The 14496-nt window shown below is 54.0% G+C and carries 15 protein-coding genes; 4 read left to right on the top strand and 11 right to left on the bottom strand.

Annotation, left to right across the window (positions count from 1 at the left end; all coding sequences use genetic code 11):
• Window positions 1–49 precede the first annotated feature (49 nt).
• The gene (locus tag EUZ85_RS14755) at window positions 50–376 is read left to right on the top strand and encodes a beta-lactamase hydrolase domain-containing protein (RefSeq protein ID WP_164887252.1); all 327 of its coding nucleotides are present in this window, start codon (window positions 50–52) and stop codon (window positions 374–376) included.
• Window positions 377–399: 23 nt separating this feature from the next.
• Here the strand turns inward: EUZ85_RS14755 and EUZ85_RS14750 are convergent, their stop codons facing one another.
• Complete coding sequence (locus EUZ85_RS14750; RefSeq protein ID WP_127970008.1) at window positions 400–996, bottom strand: hypothetical protein; 597 nt, start codon at window positions 994–996, stop codon at window positions 400–402.
• A gap of 162 nt (window positions 997–1158) precedes the next feature.
• Window positions 1159–2889, bottom strand: coding sequence for an ABC transporter substrate-binding protein (locus EUZ85_RS14745; protein ID WP_206618139.1), 1731 nt, complete (start codon window positions 2887–2889; stop codon window positions 1159–1161).
• Between the two features lie 291 nt (window positions 2890–3180).
• Between EUZ85_RS14745 and EUZ85_RS14740 the strand changes: the two genes are divergently transcribed.
• On the top strand, window positions 3181–3684 hold the full coding sequence (locus tag EUZ85_RS14740; protein WP_164887251.1) for a GNAT family N-acetyltransferase: 504 nt from the start codon (window positions 3181–3183) through the stop codon (window positions 3682–3684).
• A gap of 47 nt (window positions 3685–3731) precedes the next feature.
• Here EUZ85_RS14740 and EUZ85_RS14735 read toward each other — a convergent pair whose 3' ends face one another.
• The 5 genes from EUZ85_RS14735 to EUZ85_RS14715 form a co-directional block, all read right to left on the bottom strand.
• The gene (locus tag EUZ85_RS14735; protein WP_127970005.1) at window positions 3732–4523 is read right to left on the bottom strand and encodes a suppressor of fused domain protein; all 792 of its coding nucleotides are present in this window, start codon (window positions 4521–4523) and stop codon (window positions 3732–3734) included.
• Window positions 4524–4561: 38 nt separating this feature from the next.
• Window positions 4562–5176 carry a LysE family translocator gene (locus tag EUZ85_RS14730; protein WP_127970004.1) on the bottom strand — a complete coding sequence of 205 codons (615 nt, stop codon included), beginning with the start codon at window positions 5174–5176 and terminating at the stop codon, window positions 4562–4564.
• A 163-nt stretch (window positions 5177–5339) separates the two neighbouring features.
• A complete protein-coding gene (locus tag EUZ85_RS14725; RefSeq protein ID WP_127970003.1) occupies window positions 5340–5921 on the bottom strand; it encodes a hypothetical protein in 582 nt (193 codons plus the stop codon).
• A 137-nt stretch (window positions 5922–6058) separates the two neighbouring features.
• The gene (locus EUZ85_RS14720; protein WP_127970002.1) at window positions 6059–7159 is read right to left on the bottom strand and encodes a HupE/UreJ family protein; all 1101 of its coding nucleotides are present in this window, start codon (window positions 7157–7159) and stop codon (window positions 6059–6061) included.
• 13 nt (window positions 7160–7172) lie between these two features.
• The gene (locus EUZ85_RS14715; RefSeq protein WP_127970001.1) at window positions 7173–8264 is read right to left on the bottom strand and encodes a YHYH protein; all 1092 of its coding nucleotides are present in this window, start codon (window positions 8262–8264) and stop codon (window positions 7173–7175) included.
• A gap of 258 nt (window positions 8265–8522) precedes the next feature.
• On the opposite strand from EUZ85_RS14715, the gene EUZ85_RS14710 reads away from it, so the two are divergent.
• Window positions 8523–8834, top strand: a complete 312-nt coding sequence (locus EUZ85_RS14710; protein WP_127970000.1) for a hypothetical protein — start codon at window positions 8523–8525, stop codon at window positions 8832–8834.
• Window positions 8835–8922: 88 nt separating this feature from the next.
• Here the strand turns inward: EUZ85_RS14710 and EUZ85_RS14705 are convergent, their stop codons facing one another.
• Window positions 8923–9636, bottom strand: a complete 714-nt coding sequence (locus tag EUZ85_RS14705) for a helix-turn-helix transcriptional regulator (protein WP_127969999.1) — start codon at window positions 9634–9636, stop codon at window positions 8923–8925.
• 179 nt (window positions 9637–9815) lie between these two features.
• Between EUZ85_RS14705 and EUZ85_RS14700 the strand changes: the two genes are divergently transcribed.
• Complete coding sequence (locus tag EUZ85_RS14700; RefSeq protein ID WP_127969998.1) at window positions 9816–10073, top strand: hypothetical protein; 258 nt, start codon at window positions 9816–9818, stop codon at window positions 10071–10073.
• 76 nt (window positions 10074–10149) lie between these two features.
• Here the strand turns inward: EUZ85_RS14700 and EUZ85_RS14695 are convergent, their stop codons facing one another.
• The 3 genes from EUZ85_RS14695 to EUZ85_RS14685 all read right to left on the bottom strand — a co-directional run bounded on the left by EUZ85_RS14695 (window position 10150) and on the right by EUZ85_RS14685 (window position 14037).
• Window positions 10150–11991, bottom strand: coding sequence for a di-heme-cytochrome C peroxidase (locus EUZ85_RS14695; protein WP_127969997.1), 1842 nt, complete (start codon window positions 11989–11991; stop codon window positions 10150–10152).
• A gap of 125 nt (window positions 11992–12116) precedes the next feature.
• Entirely contained in the window at window positions 12117–13325 is a 1209-nt protein-coding gene (locus EUZ85_RS14690) for a hypothetical protein (RefSeq protein WP_206618066.1), read from the bottom strand.
• 46 nt (window positions 13326–13371) lie between these two features.
• On the bottom strand, window positions 13372–14037 hold the full coding sequence (locus tag EUZ85_RS14685) for a class I SAM-dependent methyltransferase (RefSeq protein WP_127969996.1): 666 nt from the start codon (window positions 14035–14037) through the stop codon (window positions 13372–13374).
• Window positions 14038–14496 lie beyond the last annotated feature (459 nt).

The following is a 14496-nucleotide window of genomic DNA, read 5'->3' as shown; positions in this document are numbered from 1 at the left end:
AGTCCTACATCAGGGATTGGCCTTTATTACAAGCAGAAGGCGGTTAACAGTGTCGATTACCAGATTAGCAATTGATTTTTACGTCACCTCCAGCCTGTCAAGCGACGAGCTGGAGGCCGCCGCCCAACTGGGCGTGCGTTCAATCGTCAATAATGAACCCGATCAGGAGGCGGAGTCCGAATCTCTACGCCGCGGGGCCGACGCCCTCGGACTGTCGTATCACAGTGTTCCCTCACATATAAACGCGGACGAGCAAACTCAAATCAGTTCTTTTATCGATATCATGGAGCATTGCGAAAAGCCGGTGCTGGCTTTCTGCCGAAGCGTCAGCAACGGCATATCCCTGTGGGTCATGTCGGAAACCCGCCATAAATAGCGCTCGCGACGCGTTTCGGACACTTAATCAACCGGAACATCGTGATCTTTCAGATAACGCTGTAACGTCTCTATGTTGGCGAGCAACTTGGGCAGCACCTCGTTCTTCATCCGCTCCGTAAGCTTTTTCATTTCCTCTGCGCCGTAATGAGGCGCATAGGCGCTGCTCTCAATTTTGCCGCGAATATCTTCCAACTCCCGATAATAACGCTGGATTTCGAGGATAAACTGACTGGGCGTCTCCAGCGCCGAAGGAGAGTAGCGCATGCTTTCCCAAACAAATAGATCAAGTTGCAGCGGAAACATTTTGATGGCGCTGCGACTGGGAGGTGATTTCACAAACTCAGCATATTTCTCCGCCTGCGCAATATTGCTCTGCAGCTCACTGGCCAAAGAGTTGCGCAAATAGAAGTTGTTTTGCCGGGAGGTCAGGTCGTCAAAAATAATCGCCTGATTCAATCCTTCCTGCGCCGCCAGATAAACGCCGAGCACCGTCGCCAGGATCATGAAAATCTGGCTGATCCAGAAACTGGACTCCTTGATGCCGCTTCCCTCTTTTTTAACTTGAGTTTCATGCGTGCGACGGCTGTCGTTAGTCGCGGCGGACGAGGGCTGCTGCATATCCATAGACCTTTGGTAAGTGAATTCAGGAGGAGGATTCTAGCTGTGTAAAGAACAGGGCTTCAAGATGAACGACGCGCCATGGTTAGCGCACATCTGGATTTTTTGCATTCACAAGGCAAATACTGGCAGCCGCCCCTAACGCGGCAATTTCCTACTTGATCAATGCCACGCCTTTAACGCCTCCTCATAACTCAAGGTTTTCCCCGGCGGGCGTTCGTTAAGTTTGGGTTTGGGCGAGCCGGGCTGGTTAAGCCAGTATTCTCTGGAGGACTGGGGGTTGAGGCGAGGCGCACAGGGGCCGGGTTCTTCGCGGCCGATCGCGGCCAGTTCTTCATCCATCGCCTGCGCCAGATCATGCATGACCTCCTCTACTGGCTGGGTTCCTTTGAACGCCTGGGTCATATACTTCCACCACAGAGGAGAAAGTTTAGGATAATTGGGCACGTTGGTTCCCGTCGGGGTCCAGTAGTAACGGGCGTTGGAGCGATAGAACTCCACCAATCCCCCCAGATAAGGCGCACGCTCCGTCATCGCCTGGGAGTTGATATCGGATAATCGAATCGGCGTGAGCCCCACCATTGTCTTTTTCAGGGACACCGTCTTGGATACCGTGAACTGCGCATATAGCCAGGCGGCTTTGCGGCGCTTCTCCGGCGTGTTCTTCAGAAAGGTCCAGGAACCGGCGTCCTGATAGCCGGACTTCATCCCTTCCCGCCAATATGCTCCCAATGGCGACGGCGCAATGCGCCATTTGGGCGTGCCGTCGGCGTTGACGACCGGCAGGCCCGGCTGGGTGATTTGCGCCAGATAGGCGGTATACCAGAACGCTTGCTGCGCGATCAGACCGGAGCCGACCCATTCGCCCATCACCTTATCCGTCACGTTGAGAGCCTCTGGCGGCGCCAGCCGGAACCAGTCGAGAAATTTGCGAATGCCGTAAATGGCCGCAGGACTATCCAAAGCGCCGCCGCGCTGAACACTGGCGCCAACCGGCCGACAGTCCTCCACTCGAATGCCCCAATCGTCCACCGGCAGGCCATTGGGCAATCCTTTGTCGCCCATGCCCGCCATCGCCAGCCAGGCGTCGGAAATACGCCACCCCAGGGAGGGATCGGTTTTACCGTAATCCATGTGCCCCCATACGTGATGGCCATCCAGCTCCCGCACATGCACGGTGAAAAATTCCGCAATGTCTTCGTAGGCGGACCAGTTCATCGGCACGCCCAGCTCATACCCATAGAGTTTGCGAAAACGGTCCTTTAAGTCCTTACGGCTGAACCAGTCATGGCGATACCAGTACACACTGGGAAATTGCTGGTCAGGCAGCTGATAGACTTTGCCATCGGGGCCCGTCGTAAAAGACAGGCCAAAGAAGTCTTCTATATCCAGCGTCGGCAGTGTGACGTCTTTGCCTTCTCCCTGCATATAATCCGACAACGCCACCACAGCGCCGCTGCGAAAGTGCCCGCCAATCAGGTCTGAATCGCTGATGAATCCATCGTATATGTTGTGTTGCGTCTCAATCTGCGCCAGCAGCTTACGCACCACATCATCTTCGCCGGTGATTTCATGCACCACGCGGATACCGGTAATATCTTCGAAGGCTTTAGCGAGCGTATCGGCTTCATACCAATGGGTATCGATAGGCTCCGACACCACATAAATTGTCATGCCCCGAAACGGCTCAGAGGCTTTATGAAACCACTGCATTTCCAGCAGTTGCTGTTCCCGACTGAGAGTGGAGGGGGTGAACTCCGTTTCCACCCACTCCTGCGCTGTTTTGGCCGGAACGCCTCCTGACGCAAACACCATGCACCCTAGCGCAAAGAGAGATAGCAGCGCTTTAAATGGCGTCGATAAGCTTTGTCCTTGGCGTCGTTTTGATAACATCGCAGAAGCGCTCGTTTCATCCATTATCACTATCACTGGCACTGGCACTGGCACTGGCACTGGCGGCGTTGGTCAGTCTACTGACTTAGTGTAGTCAGAAAAGGGAGGTTCAGTGATGCCCCTCATCCCAGCAAATCCCAAAATCCGCCGATTAAATGCCTATATCCGCTCTACTGCGCCCCATTTCCATTCTCTAGGATAGATAGCTTTCCCATATCGCCCCATTAACGCCACACCAGAGAGCCGTATACCGCTATGTACCGATGTGGATTCAAAACGCAAAGACTTTATGTGTATAACCTTCGCTGCGTGACCTCCACTGGCGACGGCGATGACCTCTATCGCAATATCGAGAGGATTCTCACACCGAACGCAACGCGCTTTGCTCCTGATGACTGGCGCCGCATCGTCAATCGGCAGGACGCCATATCATGGCTGGACGACCGATTAGCTGAGTCGCCGGTGTTTGTCGTCAAGGAAATCAAGTCTTCCGACGTCGTCGGATTCGTATTTCTCCACTCGATCCCGCTTCCTTTGGCGCTCACTGAATTGCGCCTGGGCTACATTTTAGGCGAGTCATATTGGTCGCAAGGGCTTGGTACGGAACTCATGGAAGGAATTATTGGTTGGGCGGGGCAAAACAAAGGCGTCGCCAAAATAAGCTGCGGCGTCGCCAGAGACAACGCCGCCTCACTTAAAATGCTGGAGAAAAATAATTTCTATCTCGCCTCCAGCCATTCCGACACGCTTTTCTATGAATATCTGATTGAACAACCAGAATTACAGGCGGAGTAAAACGAAAGTGTATGCAGGGTTTTGAGCTATCATGCGTAAAAGAGGGCTCACACCACACTCGCCCGATGACGATCGCTCACCTGCCCCACGCCGGCCTTCATCAATCTTTGTAGTAGCGCTGGCCGACCATGCTCCATGGACCAGCGCATCTCCTCGTCGGTGATCACGGTGGCGATCAGGATTTCCATATTGCCATTGGAGAGCTTTCCTGTTGACGGCAGCGGAGGCTGGGCTTTTGCGATCAAAACATTGATGAATTCGGATTCGCCAGCCTGAATCTCCTCCACCGTCAGGCCGTCATGCTTACTGACCCGCTCCAGTATGCCCGCATCGTTGAGGATCTCCGCATTGGCGGTCCACTGCAGAAACCAAAGCGGCCATTCCGCCTTTTCCCGGGCGATCATCAGCATCTCATAGCCGTAGCCGGGAACGCCCTCGTTGTGCGCCGCCACGTTCTTTCGGGTCAGCATCGCCGCGCTACTGATCACGCGACCTTGCTCATCCTTCTCCACGTCCACATTATTCGCCGCCACGCCCGAGGGCATATCCGGATTGGTGAAACCAAAGGTGGTGTACACCCACATGCCTTCCCCCAGTTTATTGGCGGGAATCATATACAGCCCACCGCCGGGCCAGACGCCAAACATGTGGCCGATCTTTAGAATTTCCGACGGCAGAGCGCCAAAATGGGTCTCATAGTATTCCGACCGCTCATCGTAAACTTTTTGCCAGAACTGCTCTTGCGGGGATTCATTCTGCGTGATCGGCGCAGAGCCCTGGCCACTCTCAGACGCCCTGTTGGAGAATAATCCGGCCAGTTTGTTAAATAAGCTTTTCACGCTCACTCCTTTTGACGACTTCCTGTGAGTTGAGGCTCTCAACGCTCCACTGTCGCGAGCTTGACGCCTAAAGCGACGAAAGCGCCGGCGAAAGTTTTCTGGGTCCATTGCATCAGTTTGGGAGAGCCTGCTATGTAGTCGCGCACGGCGTTAGCGAACAGGCCATAAAGCGTGAAGACCACCAGCGTCATCCCCATGAAAATAGCGCTTAACAGCAACATATGAGAGATTGGCGAGGCGGCTTCATGGGGAACGAACTGGGGTAGAAACGCCAGAAAAAAGATGGACAGTTTGGGGTTAAGAATATTGATCAGGCAGGCTTTGATAGCGAAGCTTGTGGCTTTTTTCTCATCCGGCGAAGCGTCAAAAGCGACAACGCCGGAGTCCCTCCACATCATCCAGGCGAGATACATTAAGTAAGCTACGCCAACATATTTGACTACCTGAAAGGCCAGGCTGCTGGCGTGTAGAATCGCCGCCAACCCCAGAGCGCAGGCCAGCAAATGCGGAATAATGCCTGCAGTGCATCCCACCGCGGCGAACAGAGCTGCGCGCCGACCGCCCATTAATCCGGCGGATACGGTGTACAACACACCGGTTCCAGGGAGTAATACGACAATCAGGGAAGTCATCAGATATTCGAGGCTAACCATAGTTTATCCCTTGCTTATGGCGTGGCGATAAGTCTTTCCGTTAGTGGACAGGATCAAGTTCTAACACTCGTAGAAAATCTGATCAAGCCCATCCCACTAGAATGCAAGCAAGTCTGTGGAATAATTGAACATTTTGGGCGACATCGTCGCCCACGCAACGGTTTCAATCCAACACTACGCCCTTGTCCGCCAGTGACTTTTTCAGGCCATCGATGTTGGCGCGCAATTTTGGCGCGACGTCTTTCTCCATGCGCTCCGTCACTTTCAGCAGCTCCTGTCCACCAAACTCAGAACTATAAACTCTACGCTCAATCTTCTGGCGAATGTCATTGGCTTCTCGATAGAAGCGCTGAATCTCAGAGATAAACTCCGATGGCGTCTCCAGGGTGGCGGAGGAATAGCGCATGCTCTCCCACACAAACAGGTCCAACTGCAGCGGATACTGTTTGATCGTATTGTCGCTGGACCGTTGCACAAACGCTGCATACTCCTTGGCCTGGGCAATATTGCTCTGCAACTCGCTGGCCAGGGAGCTGCGTAAATAATAGTTGTTCTGACGGGATGTCAGGTCGTCAAACGCAATCGCCTGATTGAGGCCTTCCTGGGCAGCGAGAAATACCCCCAGCACGGTCGCCGCCAACATGAATATCTGACTCAGCCAGAAGCTGGATTCCTTGACGCCGCCAGAGGCTGGACGCCGTTCCTGCTGTTGTCCCTGCTCGCTTGAAGAAACCGAACGCCACATATGCTGTCTCACCGACGATAGTTGGAAATCCGGCGATTTTATCCACGCCTTTCGGGGCGCTCAATACAGCCCGACGCAAATAATTCTTCCGCGATTAACCGTCTGCTGAAACAGGCTCGACGCCGCGTTTTCCTGCGTCAGGCGGCTAAGCGCTCCACCAGCCAATAACCGCCCATCGCCGCCACAAACAACGAGCCAACCCGCGCCATCCGCAACAGATTCCAGTCTTTCATCGCGTAATAGATCAAGGCGTACGCCGCCGTTACGATAGCGATCTGCCCCACCTCCACGCCTATATTGAACGACATCAGCGCCCCGGCAAGTTGGTCGCCGAGCCCGATTTCCCGCAGGATGAACGAAAAGCCGAAGCCGTGAATCAATCCGAATGAGAACGTCACCAGTAAACGCCGCTTCCAACGGGCAGCCAGAGTTTTCGCGGTCGGTTCACCACGCAGCTCCCACAGATTCTCCAGGGCCACATAGACAATGCTTAACGCAATGCCCGCCTCCACCCACATCATCGGTGGGCTGATCCAATTCAATACGGAGGCCGCCAGCGTAATAGAGTGCGCGACAGTAAAGGAGGTAATCAGCGCAGCCAGCTGTTTCCACCCTAAAGGCAGCAGCAAGAGGCCTAGCAGAAATAAAAGATGATCAAAGCCGAAAACAATGTGCTCCAGCCCCAGCATAAAATAGTCGGAATACTGGCTCATGCCGCTGGAGCCGCCCAAGTCCCCCATAAAGTCGTCCGTCAGTGCTTTGCTCCATGCCCGCAAAGACTGCGCGACGGGGATTTCCTGGGTTCTACGATCGCTATCAAACACCACCGTGGCGGTCCGGTCCGCCAGGACAATGCGCACAAAGTTCTTGTGCTCGGCATTGTCTTGCAACAGGAGATAGCTAACCGTTAATACGCCGACATCGCCGCCACAATCGTAAAGCATGGCGAACTGCCGCGAGGCGATTTGATCCAGGGTCTGTGAGCGGGCGTCGATCAGCGCGCAGGCGCGATTATCGTTACGCAATTGAAAGCCTGCGCCAACCAGGGCAGTCATCGCTTCGCTCCTGGAAGCGATGACTGAGTCGGCGACGAGCTCCGCCTCTGGCGCGGTATACACAACTTTCACCTTACTGGCGCCGATCTGCACAGCGGTATCGGTAACGCCAGCCTGGTGCGCCCACGCCGGGGCGGTCAGAAGAGCAAACAACGCTGCGAATGCGAATCTGAAAGCGCTCATCGCCAACCTCCCATTATTTGTAGAACGAGCTGTCAGGCGCGCCGCGGAAGCAATTCAACACCCAGGGATAAGCATCCGTCACGTAGTAGCCGTACTGACCGTCCACTGTCATGCCGTTACAGGCGTCAAGGTCGCCGGCATTGGTGAACTCCCAGTCGTCAATATAGGTTCCATCGTAGGAGCCGCCCGGGTTACTCGTACTTTTAGTCCCCCGGGCGCCGGTCTTTAGGGTGTAGCCGGACACGGCTTTGCGCACCGTGCCTGAATCAGGGTCCAGGAAATAGCTGCCGTAGATGGGAAAACCGTCCGCCGCGAAACCAATCACCGGCGATCCGTTTGGTCCGGGGTTGCTGTCGAACATGGCGTTGGGGTTGCCATGATAATGGTACAGTCCGCCTGGCTGGGTGTGGGCGTTATGGGCGTCCGCGCCAAATTTGCTGTCCGTGCCGAGAGGGTCCAATAACCAGTCGGACGTATCTGGACACCCAATGGCGGTGTTGCCGTCTGAATCCGCCATAGGGCTGGAGGGGTTATAGCAACCGGCAGACAACAGATCCAATATGACGCCGTTCAACATCACGCCGTTCACCAGACGCTGACTGAGCGAGGTGGTGGAAGAGGCGGAAGAAGGGTTTCTGGGAATACTGAAGCTCTGACTGACCTCCGCCACGTTGTTGGCGAAATGCGCGGTGGCGTCGTTAAAATCGTGGTTAGGAATGGAGTTGGAAGTCAGCGTGCAACTGTCCGAGTCGCTGCTAATAGTCACCGCCGCATCAAAACCAAGTCCACGCTGGATATCCGTCACGGACGCTTCAAGCGTGTTGTCATAGTCAGCGCAGTCGCCGCTGGTTTCAGTAAAAATGGCGTTGGTGATATCAACGCTGAAGGCGTCCCCAGAACTACCCGAAAAATCGCTGGAGGAACTATCGTCGACCACTGTTCCAGAAGAATCATCCGCTGCGCTATCCGACACCGCCGCAGACCCGCCACATCCAGACAGCGCCAAACCCGCGCTCAAACACAGCGCAACCAGACCGGCCCCGCCCGCTTTACCAAACGCTCCATGCGACTCATTTAAGCTCTTTATTTTCAAATAGTTTTTCATACAGCCACCTACCTCTGTTGTTCACGTTGCGCTTCCTGATCCGTGAAATACATAGTAAGAGGCGAATCCGCAGGAACTACGGAAGAAGTGTGTAAGAAATGAGGAAATCAGCATCCCAACACCTGGACGCCAAGAACCGCTTGCACACCACAATAAGGCCATTACTCTGCTCAATCCAGAGCCGAATCGTTTGCAAGCCTTTGTGTCGTAAAGGTATTCTCTTCGTACCGAATCTAATTAAGGTTTCATCAGGGAAATATGACGAAGAGAAATATTGATAAGCTCAATGAGGCGATTAGAAGCGTACGTAACAAGGGAATGATAAGAAGGTATTCCATTGTCTTCATGGTGCTTGGAGGAGTCAGCATCTTCGCGTTCAATTTAGGAACTGAAATATCGTATGGATACCTTGGCGCGCTTTTTTATTCCTTATTTGGACAACCATTATTTGACCAACACGCAGATACAGTAGAAAAAACTTTATACTCCGAGGTTAGGAGACTCGAAAATGAGAAAATGATAGAAGAGTCAAAAAAATATACTCATCACAGCGACCCCACTCCTTCATAGGCAAAATACGTTCTCACATTGTCTTAATTCGAAATAACGTCGGAATACTCTGAAACAAAGCTTCAGTACCGTTAGCCATATGCCACCATTACTTCAAATACCGCCCCGGCGTCTCCCCAAAATAACGCCGAAACAGCGTAATAAAGGCGCTGACGCTGTCGTATCCCAGGTCGAGGGCGGTTTGGGTGACGGGGACGCCCTGGGCCAGTAGTTCGAGGGCGCGGGCCAGTCTGGCCAGTTGTCGCCATTGTCCCAGGGACAGACCGGTTTCTTCGCGGAATTTGCGGGTAAGCGTGCGTTCGCTCATGCCGATGTCACTGGCCAGCGCCAGCAAGGAATCGTTGTTTTCCGGGGCTCCGAGCAGTTTATGGCTCAGACGCAGAAGGCGTTGGTCTCTTGGCATGGGCAGGTGCAGTGCGGGTTGTTGCGCCGCTTGAATTTCATCCAGCAAAACATGCAATAAACGACGACGGGGAGCATCCAGAGGCTCGCCGCCGGGCCACTCAGCAATTCGCGCGATGATAGGCGTCATCAAGGCGTTTGCTTCGTAGACGCATGGCTTGTCTGGCAAGGGTTCGCAAATATCAGGATGCAAGTAAAGGCTCCAGCCCGCTATGGCGCCGAAATACTGCGCGCCATGCCGTACGCATGGGGGTATCCAGCCCAGACGTCTGGACGGCATTAACCAGCGCCCGGCATCCGTATCCACCACCGTCAGCCCCTGCAATACACAGAACAATTGCCCATGTTCATGAGAGTGCCCTTCCCGTTCTTCCGCCCCCTCTGATCTTAGGCGGCGCACCAAAATATCTTGAGGTAAAACCGGCGAACCGGCATTAGCACGTATGGAAGACACAAATTTGGCCGGATTGAGCAATTTATTTTCTGATTGGCGTTAGCCGGTCAATTTAGAAGGAAATAACATGGAAATCAATCCGGTTCCCACATCAGGAGCCGTTAACCCCAAAGGAGATTGCTGATATGAAACCAGAACAAGTGCTTGCTGAAAACGAAAACATGTTCGCCCATCAGGGCGTGACTTTACGCAAAGGGTCAATCGCCGCGTTTATGCTCAGCGCTCGGGATATGAAGGATACAAGCCTTTCTGACGCGGACCGGGAAGCGGCGAAAAAAGACTTGCTGGGGCTTATCCCGGGCCTGCGTCAGTTGGGCGTGTTCGAGACCTTTGAGGTCAGAGACCCAGAAATTCGGGCGCTGGTGGAGCATATGGGAGGCTAATCCTTCCCCTGCGGCATCAAAACTCGATCAGACCGGAACGCCTCACGGCGCTCCGGTTATCTCGACGGAGATCGCCTCACAACGTTTTCAAATACTCCACCAACGCCATGCGTTCGGCCTCTTTCAGGTCTTTAGCGCCATACTCATGCCCGCTGTTGGAATTGCCTTTCAGGCTCGTATCGTATTCAAACGTCTTGATCAACGTGCCGTCTGACAAAGTCATGTGAGGCTGTGAAACATAGCCGACCTTAGCCACATCCAGTTCCCGCGAGCCCAGATAGAACTTCTTGGAACGCTGCGACGCCGGCAGCAACAACTCATACAGATTCGGCACTGAGCCGTTATGCAGATAAGGGGCCGTCGCCCATATGCCGTTCAATGGACGCGCTTTATATGTTCCCTCACTGATCGGAAGATTATCGCCGCAGGCGACGGATGGCGATTGCTTGATTTTGAACTGCCCCAGAATATCCTGGATTTTCTCCAGGCGCGCCTTCTCAGAATGCAGTTCGGTCGCATAGTCCACAGAGGCTGCGTCAATGGAGTCCGCCGTGTGCTCCAGCAAACCGCCCACTGCGGCGTTCACCAAAGGTTCAAGCCCGGATGTCGCGGCGGGAATGGGATCGCCGACAATGCCCATACTCTTGCGGCCTTCATACTTACCGGCTTCATAGCACTTCATCATGTTGGTCCACTCCAACGGATCAGTACCCACCTGGTTGATGGGCGTCAGCACCGCGTTGTAGACCGCCGCTTCACGACTGCGGGGGATCACTTGATGGCAGCTCAGGCAGTATTTGTCATAGTGCATTTTACCCTGGGCCGCGACTTCTGGATTGACAGCAGGAAGGTACTCCGTCGGCCACGCCGGCGAACGCAAATCCGCCACCCAGGCCTCCAGATCACCCAATCCTTTGATATCAAAGGAGGACTTGTAACGATACACCGATTTATCGTCAGGAATATTAATCTGGCCATACACACCAAGCACTTCGCCCGCATTGCGAATCAGCGCGCCGAAATCAAACGGGCCATTAGGCGCAAAGCCTGTCCACTGCACCACATCCGACTGCTGAGTTCCCCACAGAAACGGATAGCTCACCGGCGCATTGGCGGGATGCCCATTGTTGGGCATATCGTTGAAGTACACCATAATCTGATTGAAGATCTGCCCGATGGCGTCCACCCGCCCATAGCCATAATCCGGCTGATGGGGCGCGGAGTGATTGATCAGATTGCGGGTGGCCAGCTCTTCCGTTTGCGCCAACAACGCCTGACGCAGTTTGAATTTCGCTTCCATGTCCGGCTCACCCAATACATTGATAGCGAAACGGTCGAACTTGGCGTTGTCCTGATAGGTGCTGCTCAACGCATCCACCAGCGCGGCGTTGAAAGTCTGCACGTCGCCCAGGGTCGGGCCGCCGTCGATACGAATCTCCTGCCCCCGGTAGCTGACTTGCCCCGTATGGCAGGCGGCGCAGCTAAAGCCCATCCATTGCTCGCCGTCTTTTCCGACATCTTTGACGAAGCCTACCGGCAATCCATCCGGATTCCATGAGCCCACCTGCGTAGACGGCAGATAGCGCATGCGCTCCATATGGTCATCTGCGCGAAACAGCGCCTGACTGTCCTTCCGCTCCAGCACCAGAAACCATTTGTAGGGAATGATGCGCGAGCCTTGTGAGGAGAAATAAAACGCCGCCTGGGTGTCGTCGGTCCAGCCCTGATCCAGATCCACCACGTTGCCCTTGCCGCCGGGCACAGTCTCTCCCTCCTGTATCCAGTTTCCTTGTTGTTTCAATGCGCAAGACCCCAACAGTCCTGACGCCAGCGCCAGCATAAACATCCCCAAGGGACGTTTCGATCTACTTCCCTGCAGCCTTTTATCCTTCTCCGACTTTACCTGTCTTGTAGCCATAGCCTTGATCCTTTCGCTTTGGTGCACTCCCTATGAGAATCGCCATTCGTTTTTTAATTCACAGCCACTTTTACTATAGACAGGGATCGCCGACGGCGCTCAGTCCGCCGGCCTGGGAGAGAGGATTAATCGAGGTTGACGCTGACTTTCAGCTGTTTGGGACCGTTAGCGGACAGGGACACGAAATACACCGTGCCGTCATCAAGGAAAATGCCATCGGTTCCGATGTAGGACCAGCGATAGTCCACTGGTATGCGCTTCTCAAGAGAGATCGACGTCTTGGTGAGAGACAGCACCATTAGCCTGTCTGGCGCAGCAGGATAAACCGCCAATAGTTTGCCATTCACGGTTCGAATAGCAGGCTGGGCCTCTCGCACCAATGGCGGCAGACTGGTGTTTCTGGCTGAGATAGAGCCGTCGGGAGCAATCAAAAAGGCAAACCCGCCGCCATTACTGTAGGCGCCGGTCACCAGAAAGCGATCAATCGCGCCGATGTATTGCACATCATAGGTATAATATTCCTGGGTTTTGACCAGCTCGGTCTCCCCTTTCACCCATTTGTCGTCCACCGGGTCATACATGCGATACATCAGGCGCGCGTAGGGCTTGTCGTCCACGAAACGCTGCCACACCAGCAAAGCGCGCCGATCTGAGCCCGCCGCCAACGGCCACCAGTCCCGGGTGCGGTCGCCGACGGCGACATCACGTTCATGCAGCAGTTCGCCATGGGTGTCGTAGACCGCCATCAGCACGTCATCGCCAGAGCCGAGATCGTCGACGCCGCCGCCATCCACCCATTCTTCGGAATAGAACACGACAAAACGCTTACCGGCCGCCGTCACATGGCCGGAGTGCCCGCCATCAAAGACGACTTGCTGATAGGCTTTGATCGGACTCATGTCGCTGTCATAGAGTCCGAAGGTCTGCGCCAGCACATTCTCCGTATTCCACGCGTCTTCCATGGTGACCATGATATGGCCATCGTCATTGATGGCGGAACTGGCCGGCTCTTGCGCCAACGGCGCGGAAATCAGAGTGACGGGATCAAGCTGAGGATTTTTCGGATCGATGTGGGAGTAATAAACATCGTGTATCCATTCATCGCCGTCGGCTTCCTCCGGTTCCAACGGCGATCCGGAACTGGACCAGATCAACACATATTTACCGTCAGCCCGACGCACGAAATCCACGCCATGCTGAAACTCTCTCATATCCCTTCTGCGATCAGAGTCCGCTTCAGAGGTGAGGCTGAGGTATACAAAATAGGATGTCGCGATCAGCCAGATAATAGCTACCGTCGCGATGACTCCGGTTCTCTTTGCAGTAATTGCCATGTTTGCTTAGCTCTTTGTCGTCAGTCAAATAGTGACCGCAACAAGATCAGTCTCTAGCGGAAAACAACAGAACAGCGCCGATCTCTTGCGTTTGCACCCGCCTGAACCTAGCCTCCAACTGCTCAATCCAGGCGTCGGCGGTATCCTTCAGGTTGCTGAAAATTCCTTTGCGGTTGTAGAGCATCTTCAACAGTCCGCCCAACCGGGATTCCCCACCGTTATTAATGATCGTCGAACCGAAGCAGACGCCTACCTCCGCCAACACGGCTTTCACGTGATCAAATACAACGCCCTTCTGTTCCGGCGAGCCGGGCATGCAGTGCAGTAAGTAATTCAATCCCACAGAGCCGAACTGATGTGAGTCCAAAGGGAATGGCTCTAACGCATTGTGCCTTAAGGATATTGGCTGATAGCGCCAAAGGCGACCGGCCGTATAACGCAGGCAAGTTGGATTCAAATCCAATAACGTCAGCTTTTCGAGCCGAACGGCAGGAGTACAATGATCGAGAAAGTAGCCGGTGCCCACGCCCATCTCCAAATGAGAAGTGGACAGGTTCCGGTTATACAGTTCGAGCAGATTCGCCGATGGACAACGCCAAGCGAAATGATTGGAAAAGCCAAGCACCATGGAATCGTAAAAGGGCAAGGTAATGCGGTTATAAACCGCCTGCCCCGGCCTGGCGTCCAACAACACTCTTTCTTGTCCGTTCATCCCTTTGTCCTCAACGCAGATTGCAAAAGTTCGCAAACTTGGTTTCAGTCCTGCCACTAGTATAGAACGCAAGCCTGAAATTGCCGTCGCCAACCTGCATCAGCAAAGGATAAACGCCACTCCATCGACGGAAACGCCATCATATAGGAAAGTGTTTGCAAGAAAGATGAAAGAGTATTAACGTTGACGGTTTTTTGTTAGGGAAAACAAGAAGATATGTAACGTATGAAAGGGATATAAGGGCCGGTTTTCTTTTTGGCTTGCTACACAATGACTAGCGAGGCGCTACGTTTGGACAAGACCCAGTAACGCTCGCTGGTTATGCATTTGGAGTTTAAGCTTAAACTACCCAAAACGTCGGAAAAATAGGTAGTCACTACCAAACGCCTAACTTTCCAGGTGCGCCCTCTCCATTGTATACAAGCCATGAGGACTGCACGCAGCGCAGCGATATCTGCT

The organism is Hahella sp. KA22, assembly GCF_004135205.1.
Lineage (GTDB): Bacteria > Pseudomonadota > Gammaproteobacteria > Pseudomonadales > Oleiphilaceae > Hahella.
The sequence above is the reverse complement of the archived record's forward strand: the minus strand, read 5'-3'. Positions and strand labels throughout refer to the sequence as shown.